Source organism: Pseudoxanthomonas sp. CF125 (assembly GCF_900104085.1).
In the GTDB taxonomy this organism is placed as follows: domain Bacteria; phylum Pseudomonadota; class Gammaproteobacteria; order Xanthomonadales; family Xanthomonadaceae; genus Pseudoxanthomonas_A.
Genome location: NZ_FNLD01000001.1, coordinates 465,397 through 483,106 on the forward strand (window position 1 = coordinate 465,397; position 17,710 = coordinate 483,106).

Here is a 17,710-nt window from a genome sequence, read left to right on the forward strand (position 1 = left end):
TGCGTAGCGGGAACGGGCGAAAGGAAGGGATCAGGTGGCGGAGTCAGGCGGTCTTGCGGGGCGCCAACGCACGAAACTCGGCTTCCAGGCGGGCCTGCACCTCGCCAGGCGGGTAGTCGAGCGCGATCACGTCGTTGAGGAAGCGCCCGATCGCCTCGTCCAGTCGCCGTTCGCGCTCGGCGTCGTTCAAACGCTGGCGTGGGGTGGCCACATACAGGCCCAGTCCCTGGCGCGATTCCAGCCAGCCCTCGGTAGTGAGTTCGGCATAGGCCTTGGCCACGGTATTGGGGTTGATGGTCAGCTGCTGCGCCAACCCGCGCACGCTGGGCAGCTGGTCGCCGGTGGCCAGTTCGGCCGTGGCGATCTTCATGCGGATCGCATCCACGATCTGCTTGCTGATGGGGCGGGGATCGCCAGTGGCGATCTGGATCATCAATGCCTGGGTGCGCGCCATTAGTTCGTCTCTACTGTGTCTTCTGTACTGTGACTATTAGTACAGTACGAACATTACCCGCTGTCAACCCCCTGAAAGTCATGCGAAACGAGGGGGAAGCCCGCTTCGATCCGGATCGACGGTGCGGAATGCCGCACCAAGCGAAGCGCATTCATGGGCACGATTCGAGGAACTCGATCTGCGACCCATGCCGCTTAGCCGGCCTGTCCGCTATAACGAAAACTACTGCATGATGATCGCCCCCAAGCGGGCATGCGGTGGCGTCATGACGTTCTGGAAAAAATCCAGGCTGCTTTTCTTCGCCCCCCTCGCACTGGCGCTGCTGGTCGGTCTGTACGCCTTGCTGGGTTTCTGGGCATTGCCCAAGTACATGCGCTCCCAAGCCGTCGAATACGTGGCCACGGAACTGGGCAAGGATCTGGCCCTGGGTGAGATCAGGTTCAATCCTTTTACCTTCCAACTGGAGATCCGCGACATCGCCATCCGCGATCGCGGCGTCGCGCGCGGCAAACCGCTGGTGGCGCTGAAGCGTTTGTCCGCCGATTTCCAGGTTTCCTCGTTGTGGGAAAGCGGCTACGTATTCCGCCAGGTCGCGTTGGACGAGCCGTTCGCGCGTGCCATCATCCGTGCGGACGGTTCGCTGAACCTGGCGGAGTTGATACCGAAGGAAAAGGAAGAAACGCCTACGCCGGAAGTGCTGATAGAGCAATTCCAAGTCAATCGCGGCCGTGTCGATTTCGCCGACCAGAGCCGTCGCCTGAAGCCGGAAAAAACCCTGACACCCATCGATTTCAGCCTGCGCGACTTCCGCACCACTGCCGAGAGCGGCGGTTTCACCTTGGCCGCAGCAAGCGAGCGGGGCGAGCGCTTCGATTGGCAGGGCAAGTTGAACCTGCAGCCGTTGGCTTCCACCGGCCAGTTCCGCGTCGCTGCGCTGCAGGCGCGCAGCGTGTACGAATTCCTGAGCGACGAATTGCCGATGGAACTCAGTGCCGGCAGTTTCGATGTGGACGGGCGTTATGTGTTCTCCGCCGGCAAACAGGCCGGTACGCAGCTGGATGCGACCCTGTCCAAGGCCATGGCCACCGGGCTGGCCCTGCGTGCGCGCGGCGTGGACCGGAACTGGGTGACGCTGCCGAAAGTAGCACTGGACAATACCCGTCTGTCGCTGGCGCGGCGAACGGTGGACATCGATGCCCTGCGTCTGGAAGGCATGCAGGCTACGCTGTGGCGGGAGCGCGACGGCTCGTTGAATCTGGACCGCCTGTTGGCTCCGTCGCCGCAAACCGTTACGGTCGCACCGGCCTCCAAACCGGCGGCCGCGTCGTCGGATTGGAAGGTCGCGCTGGGCCAGCTTGCGCTGCAGCAGGGGCGGCTGGATTTCGAAGATCGAAGCGTGAGCCCGGCGGCGAAATTCCAGCTCTCGCCGTTGGCGTTGAATGTCGATGGCGTCAGTCTCGACCTGGCCAAGCCGCTGTCGCTCACTTTGCAGACCACGCTCAACGGCAAGGCGCCGTTGTCGCTGAGCGGCAGCGTGGTGCCGGAAACGGCAGCGGCGGATCTGCAAGTGGAATTGTCCGGCTTGCCGCTGCGTGAGGTGATGGCCTACCTGCCGCAGTACCCCACCTTGACTCTGAAGTCCGGGGTTGTGGGCGCGAAAGGCCAGCTGCGTCTGCAGCCCGAACAGGCGCCGGGCCCGTCGCTTAGTTTCGATGGGGACGCTTCGGTATCGGCCTTCGACTTGCTGGAAACCGCCGGCGCCCGCGAATTCATTTCCTGGGACCGCCTGGATGCGCAGGGCATCGCCTTCGCACAGGCGCCGGATTCGGTTTCCATCAAACAGATAAAGGCGCGCAAGCCATTCGCCCGGGTGATCGTGGCGCCGGACCGGACCATCAACCTAGTCAGCATCCTGTCCGCGCCGTCGGGCACCGCGCCTGCCGCATCCAGCGGAAAAGAAACGGCGGAGATGCCCATCAAAATAGGACGCCTGTCGCTGGAGAACGGCGTGATGGGCTTCGCTGACTATTCCATCGAGCCCAACTTCCAGGCGCGCATCGACGCGCTCAGCGGCAGTATCGCTGGCCTGTCCACCGCCACCGACTCGGTGGCCGACATCGACCTCAAGGGCCAGATCATCAACAAGTATTCGCCGGTGACCATCCAGGGCGGCACCAACCTGTTCGCCTACGACAAGCACACCGACATCAAGATGACCTTCCGCAACATCGACTTGCCCATCTTCAATCCGTATTCGGGACGCTTCGCCGGCTACGCCATCGCCAAGGGCAAGCTGACCACCGAGCTGCACTACCAGATCGACGACCGCAAACTGCAGGCCGCCCACCATGTGATTCTGGATCAGCTGGAATGGGGTCAGGCCACCGAGAGCAAGGACAAGGTTTCGCTGCCGGTGCGATTGGCGACCTCGCTGCTGAAGGACCGCCACGGCGTCATCGACCTTAATCTGCCGGTGAACGGCACCCTGGACGACCCCAAATTCCGCGTCGGTCCGGTGGTCTGGCAGATCGTCAAGAACATCCTGACCAAAGTGGTGACCGCGCCGTTCTCCTTTCTCGGTTCGCTGTTCGCCGGAGCAGAGGATGCGCAGTACGTGAGCTTCGCGCCGGGCTCGGCCGAGCTTTCCGAAAGCGCCAAGACCCAGCTCGCCGCACTGGCCAAGGGCCTGGTGGACAGACCTGCGCTGAAGCTGGACATTCCTTCCGGCGTGGTCGCTGAACTGGACCCGGGCGCACTGGCCGAGTCGCGGCTGCAACAAGCGCTGGCGGGTCAGGAGAAAGCAGGGGAGTCCGGAATAGCTTTGGCGACGATGGAGCCGGAGCGGCAGGTGGAATTGCTCAGCAAGCTCTACAAGCAGGTGATCGGCAGCAAGCCGGAATTGCCCGATCCGGAACCCCCGGCGGCTGAAGAAGAAGCCAGCCGCAAGGAAAAGCGGGCATTGCGCGAACAGGCGCAGGCCGCCTGGCTCAAGACCGAGCTGCTGACCCGCTACCAGGCAACGCCCGCCGAATTGCAGGAGCTGGGCCGTACCCGCGCCAGCGCCATCCAGGACGCCTTGCTGGCGGGCGGCGAACTGGACCCGGTCCGGGTCTTCATCACGGCCAACAAGGCGCCGGCCGCGCACGAGGGCCAGGTGCGGCTGGAGCTGGGGCTGGAGTGACGGATCGGCAGGTCGCCGGGAGTGGCTGGTGGCCGTGCGCTTTGTAGAGCCGAGCTTACTCGGCTGCTTTCCCTCCCGGACCAGGAGCAGCCGAGCAAGCCCGGCTCTACATAAGGTCCAGGCTTGCAGCGACAGCCGTTCCATCCCTGTGGCCCGTTATACTCCTTGGTTGATACTCTGTTTGCGGAGTGTCTTCGTCATTTGAATCAATCATTTGGCGTTGAAACCTAATCCCGATTAACAAATGTGGCAGCGCGCCGGCCAATCCGGCCGCGAGGCCCGGAAGCAACCGCCGCATGCGCCTTTCCACCATCAAGCTGTCCGGTTTCAAATCCTTCGTCGATCCGACCACCTTGCATCTGCCCACCAACATGACCGGCGTGGTCGGCCCGAATGGTTGCGGCAAATCCAACATCATCGATGCCGTGCGCTGGGTAATGGGCGAGAGTTCGGCCAGCCGTTTGCGCGGCGACTCGCTGACCGACGTGATCTTTTCCGGTTCGGCCGCGCGCAAGCCCGTTTCGCAGGCCACGGTCGAGCTGATCTTCGACAACAGCGACCACACCATCGCCGGCGAATTCGCCGCCTTCAACGAAATCTCGGTCAAGCGCCTGGTCAGCCGCGACGGCACCAGCAGCTATTACTTGAACGGCACCAAGTGCCGGCGCCGCGACATTACCGATCTGTTCCTGGGCACCGGCCTGGGTCCGCGCAGCTACTCGATCATTGAGCAGGGCATGATCAGCCAGATCATCGAGGCGCGCCCGGAAGACCTGCGCATCTATCTGGAAGAAGCCGCAGGCATCTCCAAGTACAAGGAGCGCCGCAAGGAAACCGAAACCCGCATTCGCCACACCCGCGAAAACCTCGACCGTCTGGGCGACCTGCGCGAGGAGATCACCAAGCAGCTGGAGCACCTGAAACGCCAGGCCAAGCAGGCCGAGCAGTACCAGGCGCTGCAGGAAGAGCGAAAGATCAAGGACGCCGAGTGGAAGGCGCTGGAATACCGCGGCCTGGACGGCGAATTGCAGAAACTGCGCGAAGGCCTGTCGCAGGAAGAGACCAAACTGCAGCAGCTGATCGCCGAACAACGCGAAGCCGAACGCCAGCTGGAAACCGGCCGCGCCGGCCGCGAATCGGCCAGCGATGCCCTCAATAAAGCGCAGGGCGAGGTCTATCAGGTCGGCAGCGCGCTGGCTCGCATCGAACAGCAGATCCAGCACCAGCGCGAGCTCGCCGAACGCTTGCAGAAAGCCCGCGACGAAGCGCAGAACGCGCTCTCCGAACTCGGCCAGCACATCAGCGGCGACGAAACCAAGCTGGCGGTGTTGCGCGAATCGGTGGCCGAAGCCGAGCCGCAATTGGCGCAGCTGCAGGAAGACGACCAGTACAAGCAGGAAGCGTTGCGCGAAGCGGAGACCCGGCTCTCCGACTGGCAGCAGCGCTGGGAAGGCCATAGCCGCGAATCCTCCGAAGCTGCGCGCGCCGGCGAAGTCGAGCGCACCCGCGTCGATTACCTGGACAAGCAGTCGCTGGAAGCCGACCGCCGCCGCGAGATCCTGACCAGCGAACGCAGCGGCCTGGACCTGGACGCGCTGGCCGTGGCCTTCGAGCAGGCGCAACAACAGCACGAAACCCAGAAGGCGTCGCTGGATGGGCTCAATACCGATCTGGAAACCCGCAAGCAGGCCGTCGGCGCGTTGCAGGAGCAGCAGCGCGGCGCGCAGTCGGAGCTGGCGGAGGTCCGCAAGAACACCCAGGCCGCGCGCGGCCGCCTGTCCTCGCTGGAAACCCTGCAGCATGCCGCGCTGGGTCAGGAGCAGGGCGCGGCGGTGGCATGGCTGAAAGCGCGGGGCCTGGATTCGGCCAGCCGCGTCGGCGAAAAGTTGACCGTCGAATCGGGCTGGGAGAACGCCGTCGAAGGCGCGCTCGGCCAATTGATCGAAGGCGTGCTGGTCGATGCTCCGGAATCGTTGGTCGAAGCGCTGGGCGAACTCGGCGAAGGCCGCATCGCGCTGGTGTCCTCCGACGACGACGGCTCTTCCTTCGCGCCCACCTCGCTCGCAGCCAAAGTACAGGGCCCGCTGGCGATCCGTCGCCTGCTGGCACGCTTGCACGTGGCCGAAGACCTGGCCGAAGCGCGCCGCCTGCTGCCGCAGCTGGGCGAGGGCGATTCGGTCATCACCCGCGGCGGCGAACGCATGGGCGCCGGCTGGGTGCGCGTGCTGCGCTCGGGCGCGGCCAAGCAGGGCGCGCTCCTGCGCGAGCGCGAGATCCAATCCTTGCGCATCGACATAGAAGCGCTGCAGAAACGCGAGGCCGAACTCGACCAGCTGCTGACCAGCTTCCGCGACCAGCTGCTGGCCGCCGAACAGCATCGCGAAGACGCACAGCGCGCTTTGTACATGGCTCACCGCGGCGTTTCCGAACTGGCCGGGCAGCTGCAGAGCCAGCAGGGCAAAGTGGAATCGGCGCGCAACCGCATCGACCGCATCGACGGCGAACTGCTGCAGTTGCACGAGACCCTGGACAACAGCCGCGAACAGGCCCGCGAGGCGCGTTCGAAGCTGGAAGACGCCATCAGCCGCATGGGCGAGCTGGAAACCACGCGCCAGGCGCTGGAAGCCGAGCGCCGCCGGTTGGCCGAAGCGCGCGACGCCGCGCGCGACGCGGCCCGCAATTCACGCGACGCCGCCCATGCGCTGGCGCTGACTCTGGAATCCCAGCGTACCCAGATCGTCGCCCTGAGCCAGGCCCTGGAGCGCATGAGCGGCCAGCGCGGCCAGCTGGATTCGCGCCTGGGCGAACTGTCCTCGCAATTGAGCGCCGGCGACTCTCCGGTCGAATCCCTGGAAAACGAGCGCCAGGCCGCGCTGGAACAGCGCGTGCTGGCCGATCGCCAGCTGGGCGAAGCGCGCGCGGCGCTGGAAGGGATAGACAACGACCTGCGCAACTTCGAGCAGATCCGCCACCAGCGCGACGAACAATCGCTGACCCAGCGAGAAGTGATTTCGCAGCGCAAGCTGGACCAGCAGGCGCTGAGCCTGAAGGCCGAGCAGCTGTCGTCGGCCGTGGTCAATGCGGGTTTCACGCTGGAAGACGTCATCAACAGCCTGCCCGAAGTCGCTGCCGTGGCCGATTGGGAACAAGCGGTCAACAGCATCGACGGCAAGATGCGCCGGTTGGAGCCGGTCAACCTGGCGGCCATCCACGAGTACGGCGAAGCCTCGCAGCGCTCCGAATATCTGGAAGCGCAGAACGCCGACCTGACTTCGGCGCTGGAGACGCTGGAAGAAGCCATCCGCAAGATCGACCGTGAGACCCGCGGCCGCTTCAAGGACACTTTCGACCGCGTCAATTCGGGCGTACAGGAACTGTATCCGCGCCTGTTCGGTGGCGGCCATGCCTACCTGGAACTGACCGGCGAAGACCTGCTGGATACCGGTGTGGCGATCATGGCCCGTCCGCCCGGCAAGCGCGTCTCCAACATCTCGCTGCTGTCCGGCGGCGAGAAGGCGATGACCGCGGTGGCGCTGGTGTTCGCCATCTTCCAGCTCAATCCCGCGCCGTTCTGCCTGCTGGACGAGGTGGACGCACCGCTGGACGAGGCCAACGTCGGCCGCTTCACGGCGATGGTCAAGGAAATGAGCGAGAAGGTGCAGTTCCTGTTCGTCAGCCACAACAAGTCGACCATGGAGGCCGCACACCAGCTCAGCGGCGTTACCATGCGGGAGCCTGGCGTCAGCCGTCTGGTCTCGGTGGACCTGGAAGAGGCAGCGCGCCTGGCCGGAGCCGCCTGATTTTGGAGGACATCGACCTTGTGCAGCATGGCCGTTGCGTTACCCTGAAAGCACGACCTTCAGCATGATTCCCTCAGCGACCCCCACGCGGAGAAACAGATAAATGTCCGACATGGCCTTGCTTAGAATCGGCATCCTGATCGCAGGCGTACTGCTGATCGCAGCGATCGTCTTCTTCGGCCGCCCCAAGAAGTCCAAACAGGGCAAGCGCATCGAACCCGGCGAGCGGGACGCGGCGCGTACCGAGCCCAGCCTGGCCGGCGACCTTTCCGCGGACGGCTCGGGCCTGGACTACAGCAGCGACGCCGTTTCCCAACCCGAGCTGGGCCTGCCCGGCGGCGCCACCGAGACCGACCTGGGCAAGCGCCCCAGCCAGGATTTCGACAAGATCGTCTCGCTCTACGTCGCCGCGCGCGCAGGCCACACCCTGCGCGGCGAGGACATCGTGGTGGCCGCCGAAAAGACCGGCCTGACCTTCGGCCACATGAACGTGTTCCACCGTCTGGTGGAAAACCATCCCGAGCGCGGCCCCATCTTCAGCATGGCCAACATCCTGCAGCCCGGCAGTTTCGACATGGCCAACATCCGCGAACTGGAAACGCCGGCGATCGCCTTCTTCCTCACCCTGCCGGCACCGCTGACCGCGCTGGACGCCTGGGAGAAACTGCTGCCCAACGTGCAGCGCATGGCCGAACTGCTGGACGGCGTGGTGCTGGACGACAGCCGCAACGCGCTGGGCCGCCAGCGCATCATGCATATCCGCGAGGAACTGCGCGCCTACGATCGCCAGCACGAAGCGCCGCCGCTGACCAAGTCGCCGCGCTGGTGAGTTTGACGCGCCTTTAGCGGGATGGGCTTGCGGTCTGGGCTGCAGCGGCCGACATGCTGGCCAGAGTTGCCTTGGAAGCATCCTGTAGAGCTGAAGCCAGTTCTGTGGAAGTGCAGGCGGATTCGCCGGCCAGCCAGGCGATGATCGGGGAGAACATGCCATCCGCCAGCGCGTGAGCGACCAGGCGGTGGGGAATCCTCAGTCGCTTCCCGCCGCGCCGTCCTAGATGAGCTTCGATTCGTTGCACCAAGGCATTGCGGATCACGCGTGACGAGGCCCCTTGGAGAATGCCTCGCGCCAGGGTCCGCTTTTCCCAGAAGTGATCGAGAAGCGCCTCGACCTGGCGGGGATTGGATTGGTCCGAAAGCATGCCGACGAGAAGCGAAATAGCGTCCTCCATGCTGGAGGCGAGCAGGGCGTCCTTGCTCGCGAAGTGTTCGTAAAACGCCGACCGGCTGACACCTGAGGCCTGCAGGATGTCGTTGATGCGGATCTCGTGGTAGCGCCGGCTGGTGGCTAGCAGCATGAACGCGGATTGCAACGCTTCGCGAGTCCGGCGTTGGCGGGGATCGAGAGCAGGAATAGGGCGGTTCATGGCAGCGGCATCTTCGCATGCACCGACCCCTCGGATGGCGGACATATGCCGCTGATTGTCCGGGAACGGCCGGGGACGATCTGGTAACGTCGTCCGCAACAGGATTGCCGGATCGATTATGTCCAGTCTGAAGGTTTCTGATCTTCGTCCTTTCATCCCGGCAAGGGATTTCGCCTTGTCGAAAGAGTTCTACTCCAGTCTGGGCTGGGAAACGAAAGATGTTGCGGATGGATTGGCATTGGTGCGGCTTGCCGATCAGCAACACTTCTACATTCAAGCTTATTACATGAAGGAAGTCGCAGAGAATTGCATGCTGCACGTGACCGTGGACGATGCCCAGGCCTGGCACAGGCACGTGGCATCCGTTCTCCGGGGCAGGAAATTCGCCGATGCGCGCGTGCAGCCGCCAAAGTTCCAGCCGTATGGGGCCGTGGTCACTTTTGTCCACGATCCGTCGGGGGTCCTGCTGCACCTATGCCAATGGCAATAGCGCCATAGCCCAGATGCGGCGAGGCTGTAGGTCGGCCTCGTGAACGACGTATGTAATGCAGTGCGTGCGTCGGGGAGGTAGCACCGTTCTACAGCGACCGTGGCGACGGTAGAATCCAGGCATGACAGCCACGCCCGCCATCCGCGCCGCCAAACTCCGCCAGCAACTCGACGACGCCAGCTACCGCTACCACGTCCTCGACGAGCCCAATATCCCGGACGCCGAGTACGACAAGCTGCTGCGCGAGCTGGACGAACTGGAAGCCGCGCACCCCGAATTGGCCACGCCCGATTCCCCGACCCAGCGCGTCGGCAGCGCGCCTTCCTCCAAGTTCGCCGAAGTCCGCCATGCCATTCCCATGCTTTCCCTGGGCAATGCCTTCAGCGAAACCGAAGTTCGCGACTTCGCGCGCCGCATCGAGGACAAGCTGAAGCGGCCGGTGCTGGAGTTTTCCGCCGAACCGAAACTGGACGGCCTGGCCATCAGCCTTCGCTACGAGAACGGCCGATTCGTGCAGGGCGCCACCCGTGGCGACGGCGCCAGCGGCGAGGACGTCACCGCCAACCTGCGCACGGTCAAGGCCATTCCGTTGCATCTGCGCGGGAAAGGCTGGCCTGCCATTCTCGAAGTCCGCGGCGAGGTGTACATGCCGCGCGCGGCTTTCGAGAAATACAACGAACAGGCGCGTCTGCACGGCGGCAAGGTGCTGGCCAACCCGCGCAACGGTGCGGCAGGGTCGCTGCGCCAGCTCGATCCGCGGCTGACCGCGCAACGTCCACTGTCCTTCTTCGCCTATGGCGTAGGTCTGGTCGAAGGCGGCGCATTGCCGGACACCCATTCGGCCACGCTCAAGCGATTGCGCGAATGGGGCTTTCCGGTCAGCTCGGAATCGGAAGTGGTCGAAGGCGCCCAGGGCCTGCTCGATTACTACCAGCGCATCGGCGGCAAGCGCGACGCACTGGCCTTCGACATCGATGGGGTGGTGTACAAGCTGGACGACAACGCCGGCCAGCGCGAGATGGGTTTCGTCTCGCGCGCGCCGCGCTGGGCCATCGCGCACAAGTTCCCCGCGCAGGAGCAGTCCACCACGGTCGAGGCCATCGAGATCCAGATCGGCCGCACCGGCGCGGCCACGCCGGTCGCACGCCTGAAGCCGGTACAGGTCGCCGGCGTGGTCGTCACCAACGCAACTCTGCACAACGCCGACCAGATCGCGCGGCTGGACGTGCGCGTGGGAGATACCGTGATCGTGCGGCGCGCAGGCGATGTGATTCCCGAAGTGGTCAGCGTGATGCTGGAGCAGCGGCCCAAAGGCGCCAGGTCCTGGGCGATGCCGGCAGTCTGTCCCATTTGCGGTTCGGAGATCGTGCGCGAAGAAGGCGAAGCGGTATGGCGCTGTTCCGGCGAGCTGTCGTGTCCGGCCCAGCGCAAGGAAGCGATCCGTCATTTCGCATCGCGCCGCGCGATGGATATCGAAGGATTGGGCGACCGCTTCATCGAAGCTTTGTCGGACCTGGACTATCTGCAATCGGTAGCCGATCTGTACAAACTGAAGCTGGAAGATCTGCTGGAAATGAAGCGCCGGGCGGACGAACGCGACGGCACCACCCCGGAAACCGTGAAGTCGGGAAAGATCGCCACCAAGTGGGCCGAGAACCTGATCGAAGCCATCGACCGCAGCCGCTCCACCACGCTGGAGCGCTTCCTGTTCGCGCTCGGCATCCAGCACGTCGGCGAGAGCACCGCCAAGGCGCTGGCGGCATGGTTCGGCGACTTGGAATTGATCCGCCGCTTGCCCTGGCCTTTGTTCAAGCATGTCCCCGACGTCGGCGGCGAAGTCGCGCGCTCCATCGGCCATTTCCTGGACCAGCCCGGCAACCAGCAGGTGATCGACGACCTGCTTGCGCGCGGGGTGACGATTTCGGATACGCATCCGCCGACCGCGAAACTGCGCGAAGGATTGGATATGGCGGCCCTGCTGGCGGACCTGGAAATCCCCAAGGTGACCCGCATCCGCGCCGAACAGCTCGGCAATGCCTTCGCCACGGCGCAAGCGCTGGTCGATGCGCCCACGCACAACTTCGTCAGTGCCGGCCTGCCTTCCGAATCGGCCAACGCGCTGGCTGCATGGCTGGAAGATCCGGAAAACGCAGAACTATTGCTGCGGGGTGGAGAAGCGATCGCACAGCTGCGCGCGCTGGTGCCGGAAAGCGAAGAAGTCGTCGCCGGCCCGTTGGACGGCAAGACTGTAGTGCTTACCGGCGGCTTGAGTTCGATGAGCCGGGACGAAGCAGGCGCCAAGCTGGAAGCGCTTGGCGCGAAAATCGCGGGCAGCGTCTCGAAGAAGACCAGCCTGGTAGTGGCCGGCGAAGCCGCCGGTTCCAAATTGGCGAAGGCCGAAGAGCTGGGCATCGAAATATGGGACGAAGCCAAGCTGCTGGAGTTTCTGGAAGCAAACGAATGATCCAGATGTGCGAGCGCCGTAGGAGCGACGTAAGTCGCGATGAAACATCCCGAACAAAGCATCTTCGCGACTTGCGTCGCTCCTACGGAGGGCGGGTGCTTTGACCACGGCCACCCTGGACACGCTGCGCCTGCGTGCGGCCGTCAACGCGCTGTTCCGTCTGTATTTCGCCGAACGCGATGTGCTGGAAGTGGAAACGCCCATCCTGTCCGAAGCCGGCAATACCGAACCCAACATAGAGAGTTTCACCACCCATTTCACCGGCCATTCCGGCGCGGGCGCACGCACGCGCTGGATGCGCACCTCGCCCGAGTATCCGCTCAAGCGCCTGCTTGCCGCGGGCGTGGGCGACTGCTACGAGCTGGGCCGCGTATTCCGCAATGGCGAAGCGGGCGGGCGCCACAACCCCGAGTTCACCATGCTTGAGTGGTACCGCGTGGGCTGGGACCACCTGCGCCTGATCGAAGAAACCGTGCAGTTGGTGCAGCGCGCATTGGGCCTGATCGGCCGTCAGGCCGAGGTGGTTTCCTGCACCTACCGCGAGCTGTTCCTGCAGGGCCTGGGCCTGGATCCCTTCGCCGCCACCGAAGCGCAACTACGTGCGCCCTTGTCCGACCAGAACATCGATGCGCAGGGCCTGACCCGCGACGATTGGCTGGATCTGCTGATCACGCACCTGCTGCAACCCGCCTTTCCGCCCGATCGCATCACCGTGGTCCGCGATTGGCCGGCCTCGCAATGCGCGCTGGCCAGAATACGCCCCGGCGATCCGCCGCTGGCCGAACGTTTCGAGCTGTACCTGGGCCACCACGAACTGGCCAACGGATACCACGAACTGATCGATGCGGACGAGCAGCGCCAGCGCTTCCTGCGCGACCTGTCGGTGCGCGAGTCCAGAATCGCGTCGCTGCCGCCGCTGGATGAGCGTCTGCTCGACGCCATGGCCGGCGGCCTGCCCGCGTGCGCGGGAGTGGCTTTGGGCGTGGATAGGCTGCTCATGGCCATGGTCGGCACCGACCGCATCGCCGAGGTGCTGGCTTTCTCGTTCAGCGAAGCCTGAACAATAGGGCGCGCGGAAAGTGTTCGGACGCCTGATTTACATATTCGTTAACGACATTAATGCGACCCTGTTGCCGAGGTTACGGGGGCGGGCATGAACATCGTTGTTAAGAGCTGCTTGGTGTCGCTGCTGGTTTGTCAGGCCCTTGTGTCTGCCGCCGAGCCGGCGGCGTCGGGCGCCAGCGGCATGCGTTTCCGTTGTGAAACCGATAGCACCCAGCAACACTACTGCGAGGTCGATACCGGGGAGGGGATCACCCTGGTCAAGCAGCTATCGAAAGTCCCCTGCATGCAAGGCCGTAACTGGGACTACGACCGTCACGGGGTCTGGGTGTCGCATCGTTGCCGGGCGGAATTCGTCGTCGGCAAGGAAATTCCGGTGCAGGGCCCGGCCCCGGGCACGCTGGTACGTTGCGAATCGCTCGCCAACCGGGTGGAACATTGCCCGGCGGACACGGATCGCGGCGTGCGTCTGACCAAGCTTTTGTCCAGTTCCGATTGCGTGGAAAATCTCGACTGGGGTTCTGACGAAGCGGGCATCTGGACCGCAAACGGTTGCCGCGCCGAATTCAGGGTCGGCTTTGCCGATGCGCCGGTGTCGGCTTCCGCCCCAACGCACTCGATCAAGATCGAATGTGCCTCCGACGACAGGCAGAGGAAACTCTGCGAGGTGCTTGTACCCAACGGCGTTGACCTGTTGCGCCAGCTGTCGCGCACGCGCTGCGTGAAGGGCGCCAATTGGGGTTGGAACGCCGCCGGGATATGGGTGGACAAAGGTTGCAGGGCGGAATTTGGAGTGCATTGAGCGCAACGTTTCGTCTACGTCGATGCTCTAAACTTGAGCCATGGAAAAAGACATCGACTACGCCCGCTACGACCGGATCCGCCCGATCCTCTGGACCGGCGAAACGCTGGACCTGCTGGACCAGCGCAAGCTGCCGTTCCAGGTGGAACACCTCAGTTCGCACGACAGCGATGAAGTCGCCGCCGCGATCCATTCGCTGGCGGTGCGCGGCGCGCCGGCCATCGGCATCGCCGCGGCTTGGGGCGTGGTGCTGGCCGCGCGTCAGATCGACGCAGCAAATGGGGCCGAAGCAGCCCTCAAGCTCGAGCCGGCCCTGCAGCGCCTCAATGCGGCACGGCCCACCGCGGTCAACCTGGCCTGGGCCCTCGCGCGCATGCGCAGGGTGATGCAGGCCGCAGGCGCCGACTGGCGGCAGGTGCTGGAGCGCGAAGCGCAGGCCATCGCCGAGGAAGATCTGGCCGCCAACCGCCGCATGGGCGCGTTGGGCGCGGCCCTGATCAACGAAGGCAGCGGCGTGCTGACCCATTGCAATACCGGCTCCCTGGCCACGGCCGGCTTCGGTACGGCACTGGGCGTGATCCGCGCGGGCGTGGCCCAGCAGCGCATCGCCAAGGTTTTCGCCGGCGAGACCCGGCCCTGGCAGCAGGGCGCCCGCCTGACCGTGTGGGAATTGCAGCAGGACGGCATCGACGCGACCCTGATCGCCGACTCGGCGGCCTCGCATCTGATGAAGACCGGCGCGGTGCAATGGGTCATCGTGGGCGCCGACCGCATCTGCGCCAACGGCGATACCGCCAACAAGATCGGCACCTACCAGCTGGCCATCGCCGCACACCACCACGGGGTCAAGTTCATGGTCGTAGCGCCGTCTTCGACGGTGGACATGGCCACTGCCAGCGGCGACTTGATCGAGATCGAGGAGCGCGATCCGGCGGAGATGCTGGGCATCGGCGGCACCCGCATCGTGGCCGAAGGCATCCATGCCTGGAATCCGGTATTCGACGTGACCCCGGCGGAGCTGATCGATGCGATCGTTACCGAGAAGGGCGTGATAGAGCGGCCGACTGTCGAAAAGATGCGGGCTGCTTTCGGTCATTGATTTTCCCTTCTCCCATCAGGAGAAGAGCCTGCCCCCGTCCTTGATACGGGGTGGCGCGAAGCGACGGATGAGGGCGGCATAGTCCAGACCCACGGAAGCGCCATTGCAACTGACAATCCACGCCCTCATCCGCCCTACGGGCACCTTCTCCCGGAGGGAGAAGGGAAGATGGGCTGCGCGAGCTGCAAGTGCTTGTTTTTCCGAAAAATACACCCGCGGAAAAGCCCTGTTTTGTGGTACACTTTTCAGGTTGAAAATCCCACCGATTCCAGGCCCGCCGAACCCGCTTCGGCAGCCCGGTCTTTGGCCGTAAGAAATAACCAGAAAACGGAACCCGAATGGCAGAACTCGCCAAGGAAATCATCCCGGTCAACCTCGAAGACGAGATGCGCAAGAGCTACCTGGATTACGCCATGAGCGTGATCGTGGGACGCGCGCTTCCCGATGTCCGCGATGGCCTGAAACCCGTCCATCGCCGCGTCCTGTTCGCGATGAACGAACTCGGCGCGCACAGCAACAAGGCCCACTTCAAGTCGGCCCGTATCGTCGGCGACGTGATCGGTAAGTACCATCCGCACGGCGACCAGTCGGTGTACGACACCCTAGTGCGCATGGCCCAGCCGTTCTCTCTGCGTTATCTGCTGGTGGACGGGCAGGGCAACTTCGGCTCGGTCGATGGCGACTCCGCCGCGGCCATGCGCTACACCGAGGCGCGCATGTCGCGCCTGACCCACGAACTGATGGCGGACATCGACAAGGAAACCGTCGATTTCCAGTTGAACTACGACGAAAAGGAATTCGAACCGACGGTCATGCCGACCCGGTTCCCGAACCTGCTGGTCAACGGCTCGGCCGGCATCGCCGTGGGCATGGCCACCAACATCCCGCCGCACAACCTCACTGAAGTCATCGACGGCCTGATCGCGCTGATCAACGACCCCGAAATCGATGTCGATGGGCTGATGCAGTACATCCCCGGCCCCGATTTCCCCACCGCCGGCATCATCAACGGCACCAGCGGGATAGTGGCTGGCTACCGTACCGGCCGCGGCCGGGTGCGAATGCGCGCCCGCGCCACCATCGAGGTCAACGACGACACCGGCCGTGAGTCGATCATCGTCACCGAGATTCCGTACCAGGTGAACAAGGCGCGGCTGATCGAGAAGATCGCCGAGCTGGTCAAGGAAAAGAAGCTGGAAGGCCTGAGCGAGCTGCGCGACGAATCCGACAAGGACGGCATGCGCATCTACATGGAGGTCAAGCGCGGCGATTCGGCCGACGTGGTTCTCAACAACCTGTACCAGCAGACGCAGATGGAGTCGGTGTTCGGCATCAACATGGTGGCGCTGGTCGACGGCCGTCCGCAGACGCTGAACCTCAAGCAGATGCTGGAGGCGTTCATCCGCCACCGCCGCGAAGTGGTCACCCGCCGCACCATCTTCGAACTGCGCAAGGCCCGTGCCCGCGCGCATATCCTCGAAGGCCTGACCGTCGCGCTGGCCAACATCGACGAGATGATCGAGCTGATCAAGACCTCGGCCAATCCGCAGGAAGCGCGTGAGCGCATGCTGGCCAAGACCTGGGAACCGGGTCTGGTCGGCGCTTTGCTGGCGGCCAGCGGTGCCGACACCTCGCGTCCGGAGGATCTGCCGGAAGGCGTGGGTTTCCTCAATGGCGTCTACCAGCTGACCGAGGTGCAGGCCACCCAGATCCTGGAAATGCGCCTGCACCGCTTGACCGGCCTTGAGCAGGAAAAGCTGACCGAGGAATACAAGGAACTGCTGGAAACCATCGCCGGCCTGATCCGCATCCTGGAAAACCCGGATGTGCTGCTGGAAGTGATCCGCACCGAGCTGCTGAACATCAAGGAAGAATTCGGCGACGCGCGCCGCAGCGAAATCCGCCACAGCGAAGAGGACTTGGACATCCTGGACCTGATCGCCCCGGAAGACGTGGTGGTGACTTTGTCGCATGCCGGTTACGCCAAGCGCCAGCCGGCCAGCGCCTACCGTGCCCAGCGCCGCGGCGGCCGCGGCCGTAGCGCGGCGGCGACCAAGGAAGAGGATTTCATCGACCAGCTGTGGCTGGTCAACACCCACGACACCCTGCTGACCTTCACCAGCAGCGGCCGGGTGTTCTGGCTGTCGGTGTACCAACTGCCGGAGGCCGGTTCCAATGCGCGCGGCCGCCCGATCATCAACTGGATTCCGCTGGAAGCCGGCGAACGCGTGCAGGCCGTATTGCCGGTGCGCGAATACGACGAAGCCCACTACGTCCTGTTCGCCACCCAGGACGGTACGGTCAAGAAGACTCCGCTCACAGAATTCGCCTACCGGTTGTCGCGCGGCAAGATCGCCATCAACCTGGACGAGGGCGACGCGCTGATCGGCGTGGCCATGACCGACGGCACCCGCGACGTGATGCTGTTCGCCTCCAACGGCAAGGCCGTGCGCTTCGCCGAGAAGGAAGTGCGCAGCACCGGCCGCAACACCACCGGCGTGCGCGGCATCCGCCTGGCCAAGGGCGAGCAGGTGCGCAGCCTGATCGTGGTCGAAGGCGACGGCGACATCCTGACCGCCAGCGAGCGCGGCTACGGCAAGCGCACGCCGGTCGAGGACTACCCGCGCAAGGGCCGCGGCACTCAGGGCGTGATCGCCCTGCAGACCACCGCCCGCAACGGCCAGCTGGTCGGCGCCGTGCAGTTGTCCGACCACCATGAAGTGCTGCTGATTTCCGATGGCGGCACCCTGGTACGTACCCGCGCCGCGGAAATCTCGCAGGTCGGCCGCAACACCCAGGGCGTGACCCTGATCAAGCTGGCCAAGGAAGAAACGCTGCAGGCGGTGGAACGGCTGGATGCCTCGCTGGACGAGGAAGACGATGTGGTTGCAGACAGCGAGCCACCGCCAACTCTCAGTCCGGAAGCCTAAGCGA

The 17,710-nt window shown here is 64.4% G+C and carries 11 protein-coding genes; 9 read left to right on the top strand and 2 right to left on the bottom strand.

The window, feature by feature from the left end:
• Positions 1–43 precede the first annotated feature (43 nt).
• Positions 44–454 (bottom strand): GntR family transcriptional regulator, encoded by a 411-nt coding sequence (locus BLR66_RS02165; RefSeq protein ID WP_093279986.1) that lies wholly within the window; start codon positions 452–454, stop codon positions 44–46.
• A 229-nt stretch (positions 455–683) separates the two neighbouring features.
• Between BLR66_RS02165 and BLR66_RS02170 the strand changes: the two genes are divergently transcribed.
• From BLR66_RS02170 to zipA, 3 genes are all read left to right on the top strand, one after another.
• Positions 684–3,635, top strand: coding sequence for a DUF748 domain-containing protein (locus BLR66_RS02170; protein WP_176943733.1), 2,952 nt, complete (start codon positions 684–686; stop codon positions 3,633–3,635).
• Positions 3,636–3,931: 296 nt separating this feature from the next.
• On the top strand, positions 3,932–7,435 hold the full coding sequence (smc, locus tag BLR66_RS02175; protein ID WP_093279988.1) for a chromosome segregation protein SMC: 3,504 nt from the start codon (positions 3,932–3,934) through the stop codon (positions 7,433–7,435).
• Between the two features lie 103 nt (positions 7,436–7,538).
• A complete protein-coding gene (zipA, locus tag BLR66_RS02180) occupies positions 7,539–8,264 on the top strand; it encodes a cell division protein ZipA (protein WP_093279989.1) in 726 nt (241 codons plus the stop codon).
• A 13-nt stretch (positions 8,265–8,277) separates the two neighbouring features.
• On the opposite strand, the gene BLR66_RS02185 is transcribed toward zipA, so the two are convergent.
• A complete protein-coding gene (locus BLR66_RS02185) occupies positions 8,278–8,859 on the bottom strand; it encodes a TetR/AcrR family transcriptional regulator (protein WP_176943734.1) in 582 nt (193 codons plus the stop codon).
• 118 nt (positions 8,860–8,977) lie between these two features.
• Here BLR66_RS02185 and BLR66_RS02190 point away from each other — a divergent pair, with 118 nt between their 5' ends.
• The 6 genes from BLR66_RS02190 (at position 8,978) to gyrA (ending at position 17,706) form a co-directional block, all read left to right on the top strand.
• The gene (locus BLR66_RS02190) at positions 8,978–9,349 is read left to right on the top strand and encodes a VOC family protein (RefSeq protein ID WP_093284201.1); all 372 of its coding nucleotides are present in this window, start codon (positions 8,978–8,980) and stop codon (positions 9,347–9,349) included.
• Positions 9,350–9,470: 121 nt separating this feature from the next.
• On the top strand, positions 9,471–11,813 hold the full coding sequence (gene ligA / locus BLR66_RS02195) for an NAD-dependent DNA ligase LigA (protein WP_093279991.1): 2,343 nt from the start codon (positions 9,471–9,473) through the stop codon (positions 11,811–11,813).
• 100 nt (positions 11,814–11,913) lie between these two features.
• Positions 11,914–12,873: an EF-P lysine aminoacylase EpmA gene (gene epmA, locus BLR66_RS02200; protein ID WP_093279992.1), complete on the top strand. Its 960-nt coding sequence runs from the start codon at positions 11,914–11,916 to the stop codon at positions 12,871–12,873.
• Positions 12,874–12,966: 93 nt separating this feature from the next.
• Complete coding sequence (locus BLR66_RS02205; protein ID WP_093279993.1) at positions 12,967–13,677, top strand: DUF3011 domain-containing protein; 711 nt, start codon at positions 12,967–12,969, stop codon at positions 13,675–13,677.
• A 40-nt stretch (positions 13,678–13,717) separates the two neighbouring features.
• Complete coding sequence (mtnA, locus tag BLR66_RS02210) at positions 13,718–14,776, top strand: S-methyl-5-thioribose-1-phosphate isomerase (protein ID WP_093279994.1); 1,059 nt, start codon at positions 13,718–13,720, stop codon at positions 14,774–14,776.
• A gap of 338 nt (positions 14,777–15,114) precedes the next feature.
• On the top strand, positions 15,115–17,706 hold the full coding sequence (gene gyrA / locus BLR66_RS02215; RefSeq protein ID WP_093279995.1) for a DNA gyrase subunit A: 2,592 nt from the start codon (positions 15,115–15,117) through the stop codon (positions 17,704–17,706).
• The last annotated feature ends 4 nt before the right edge of the window (positions 17,707–17,710 follow it).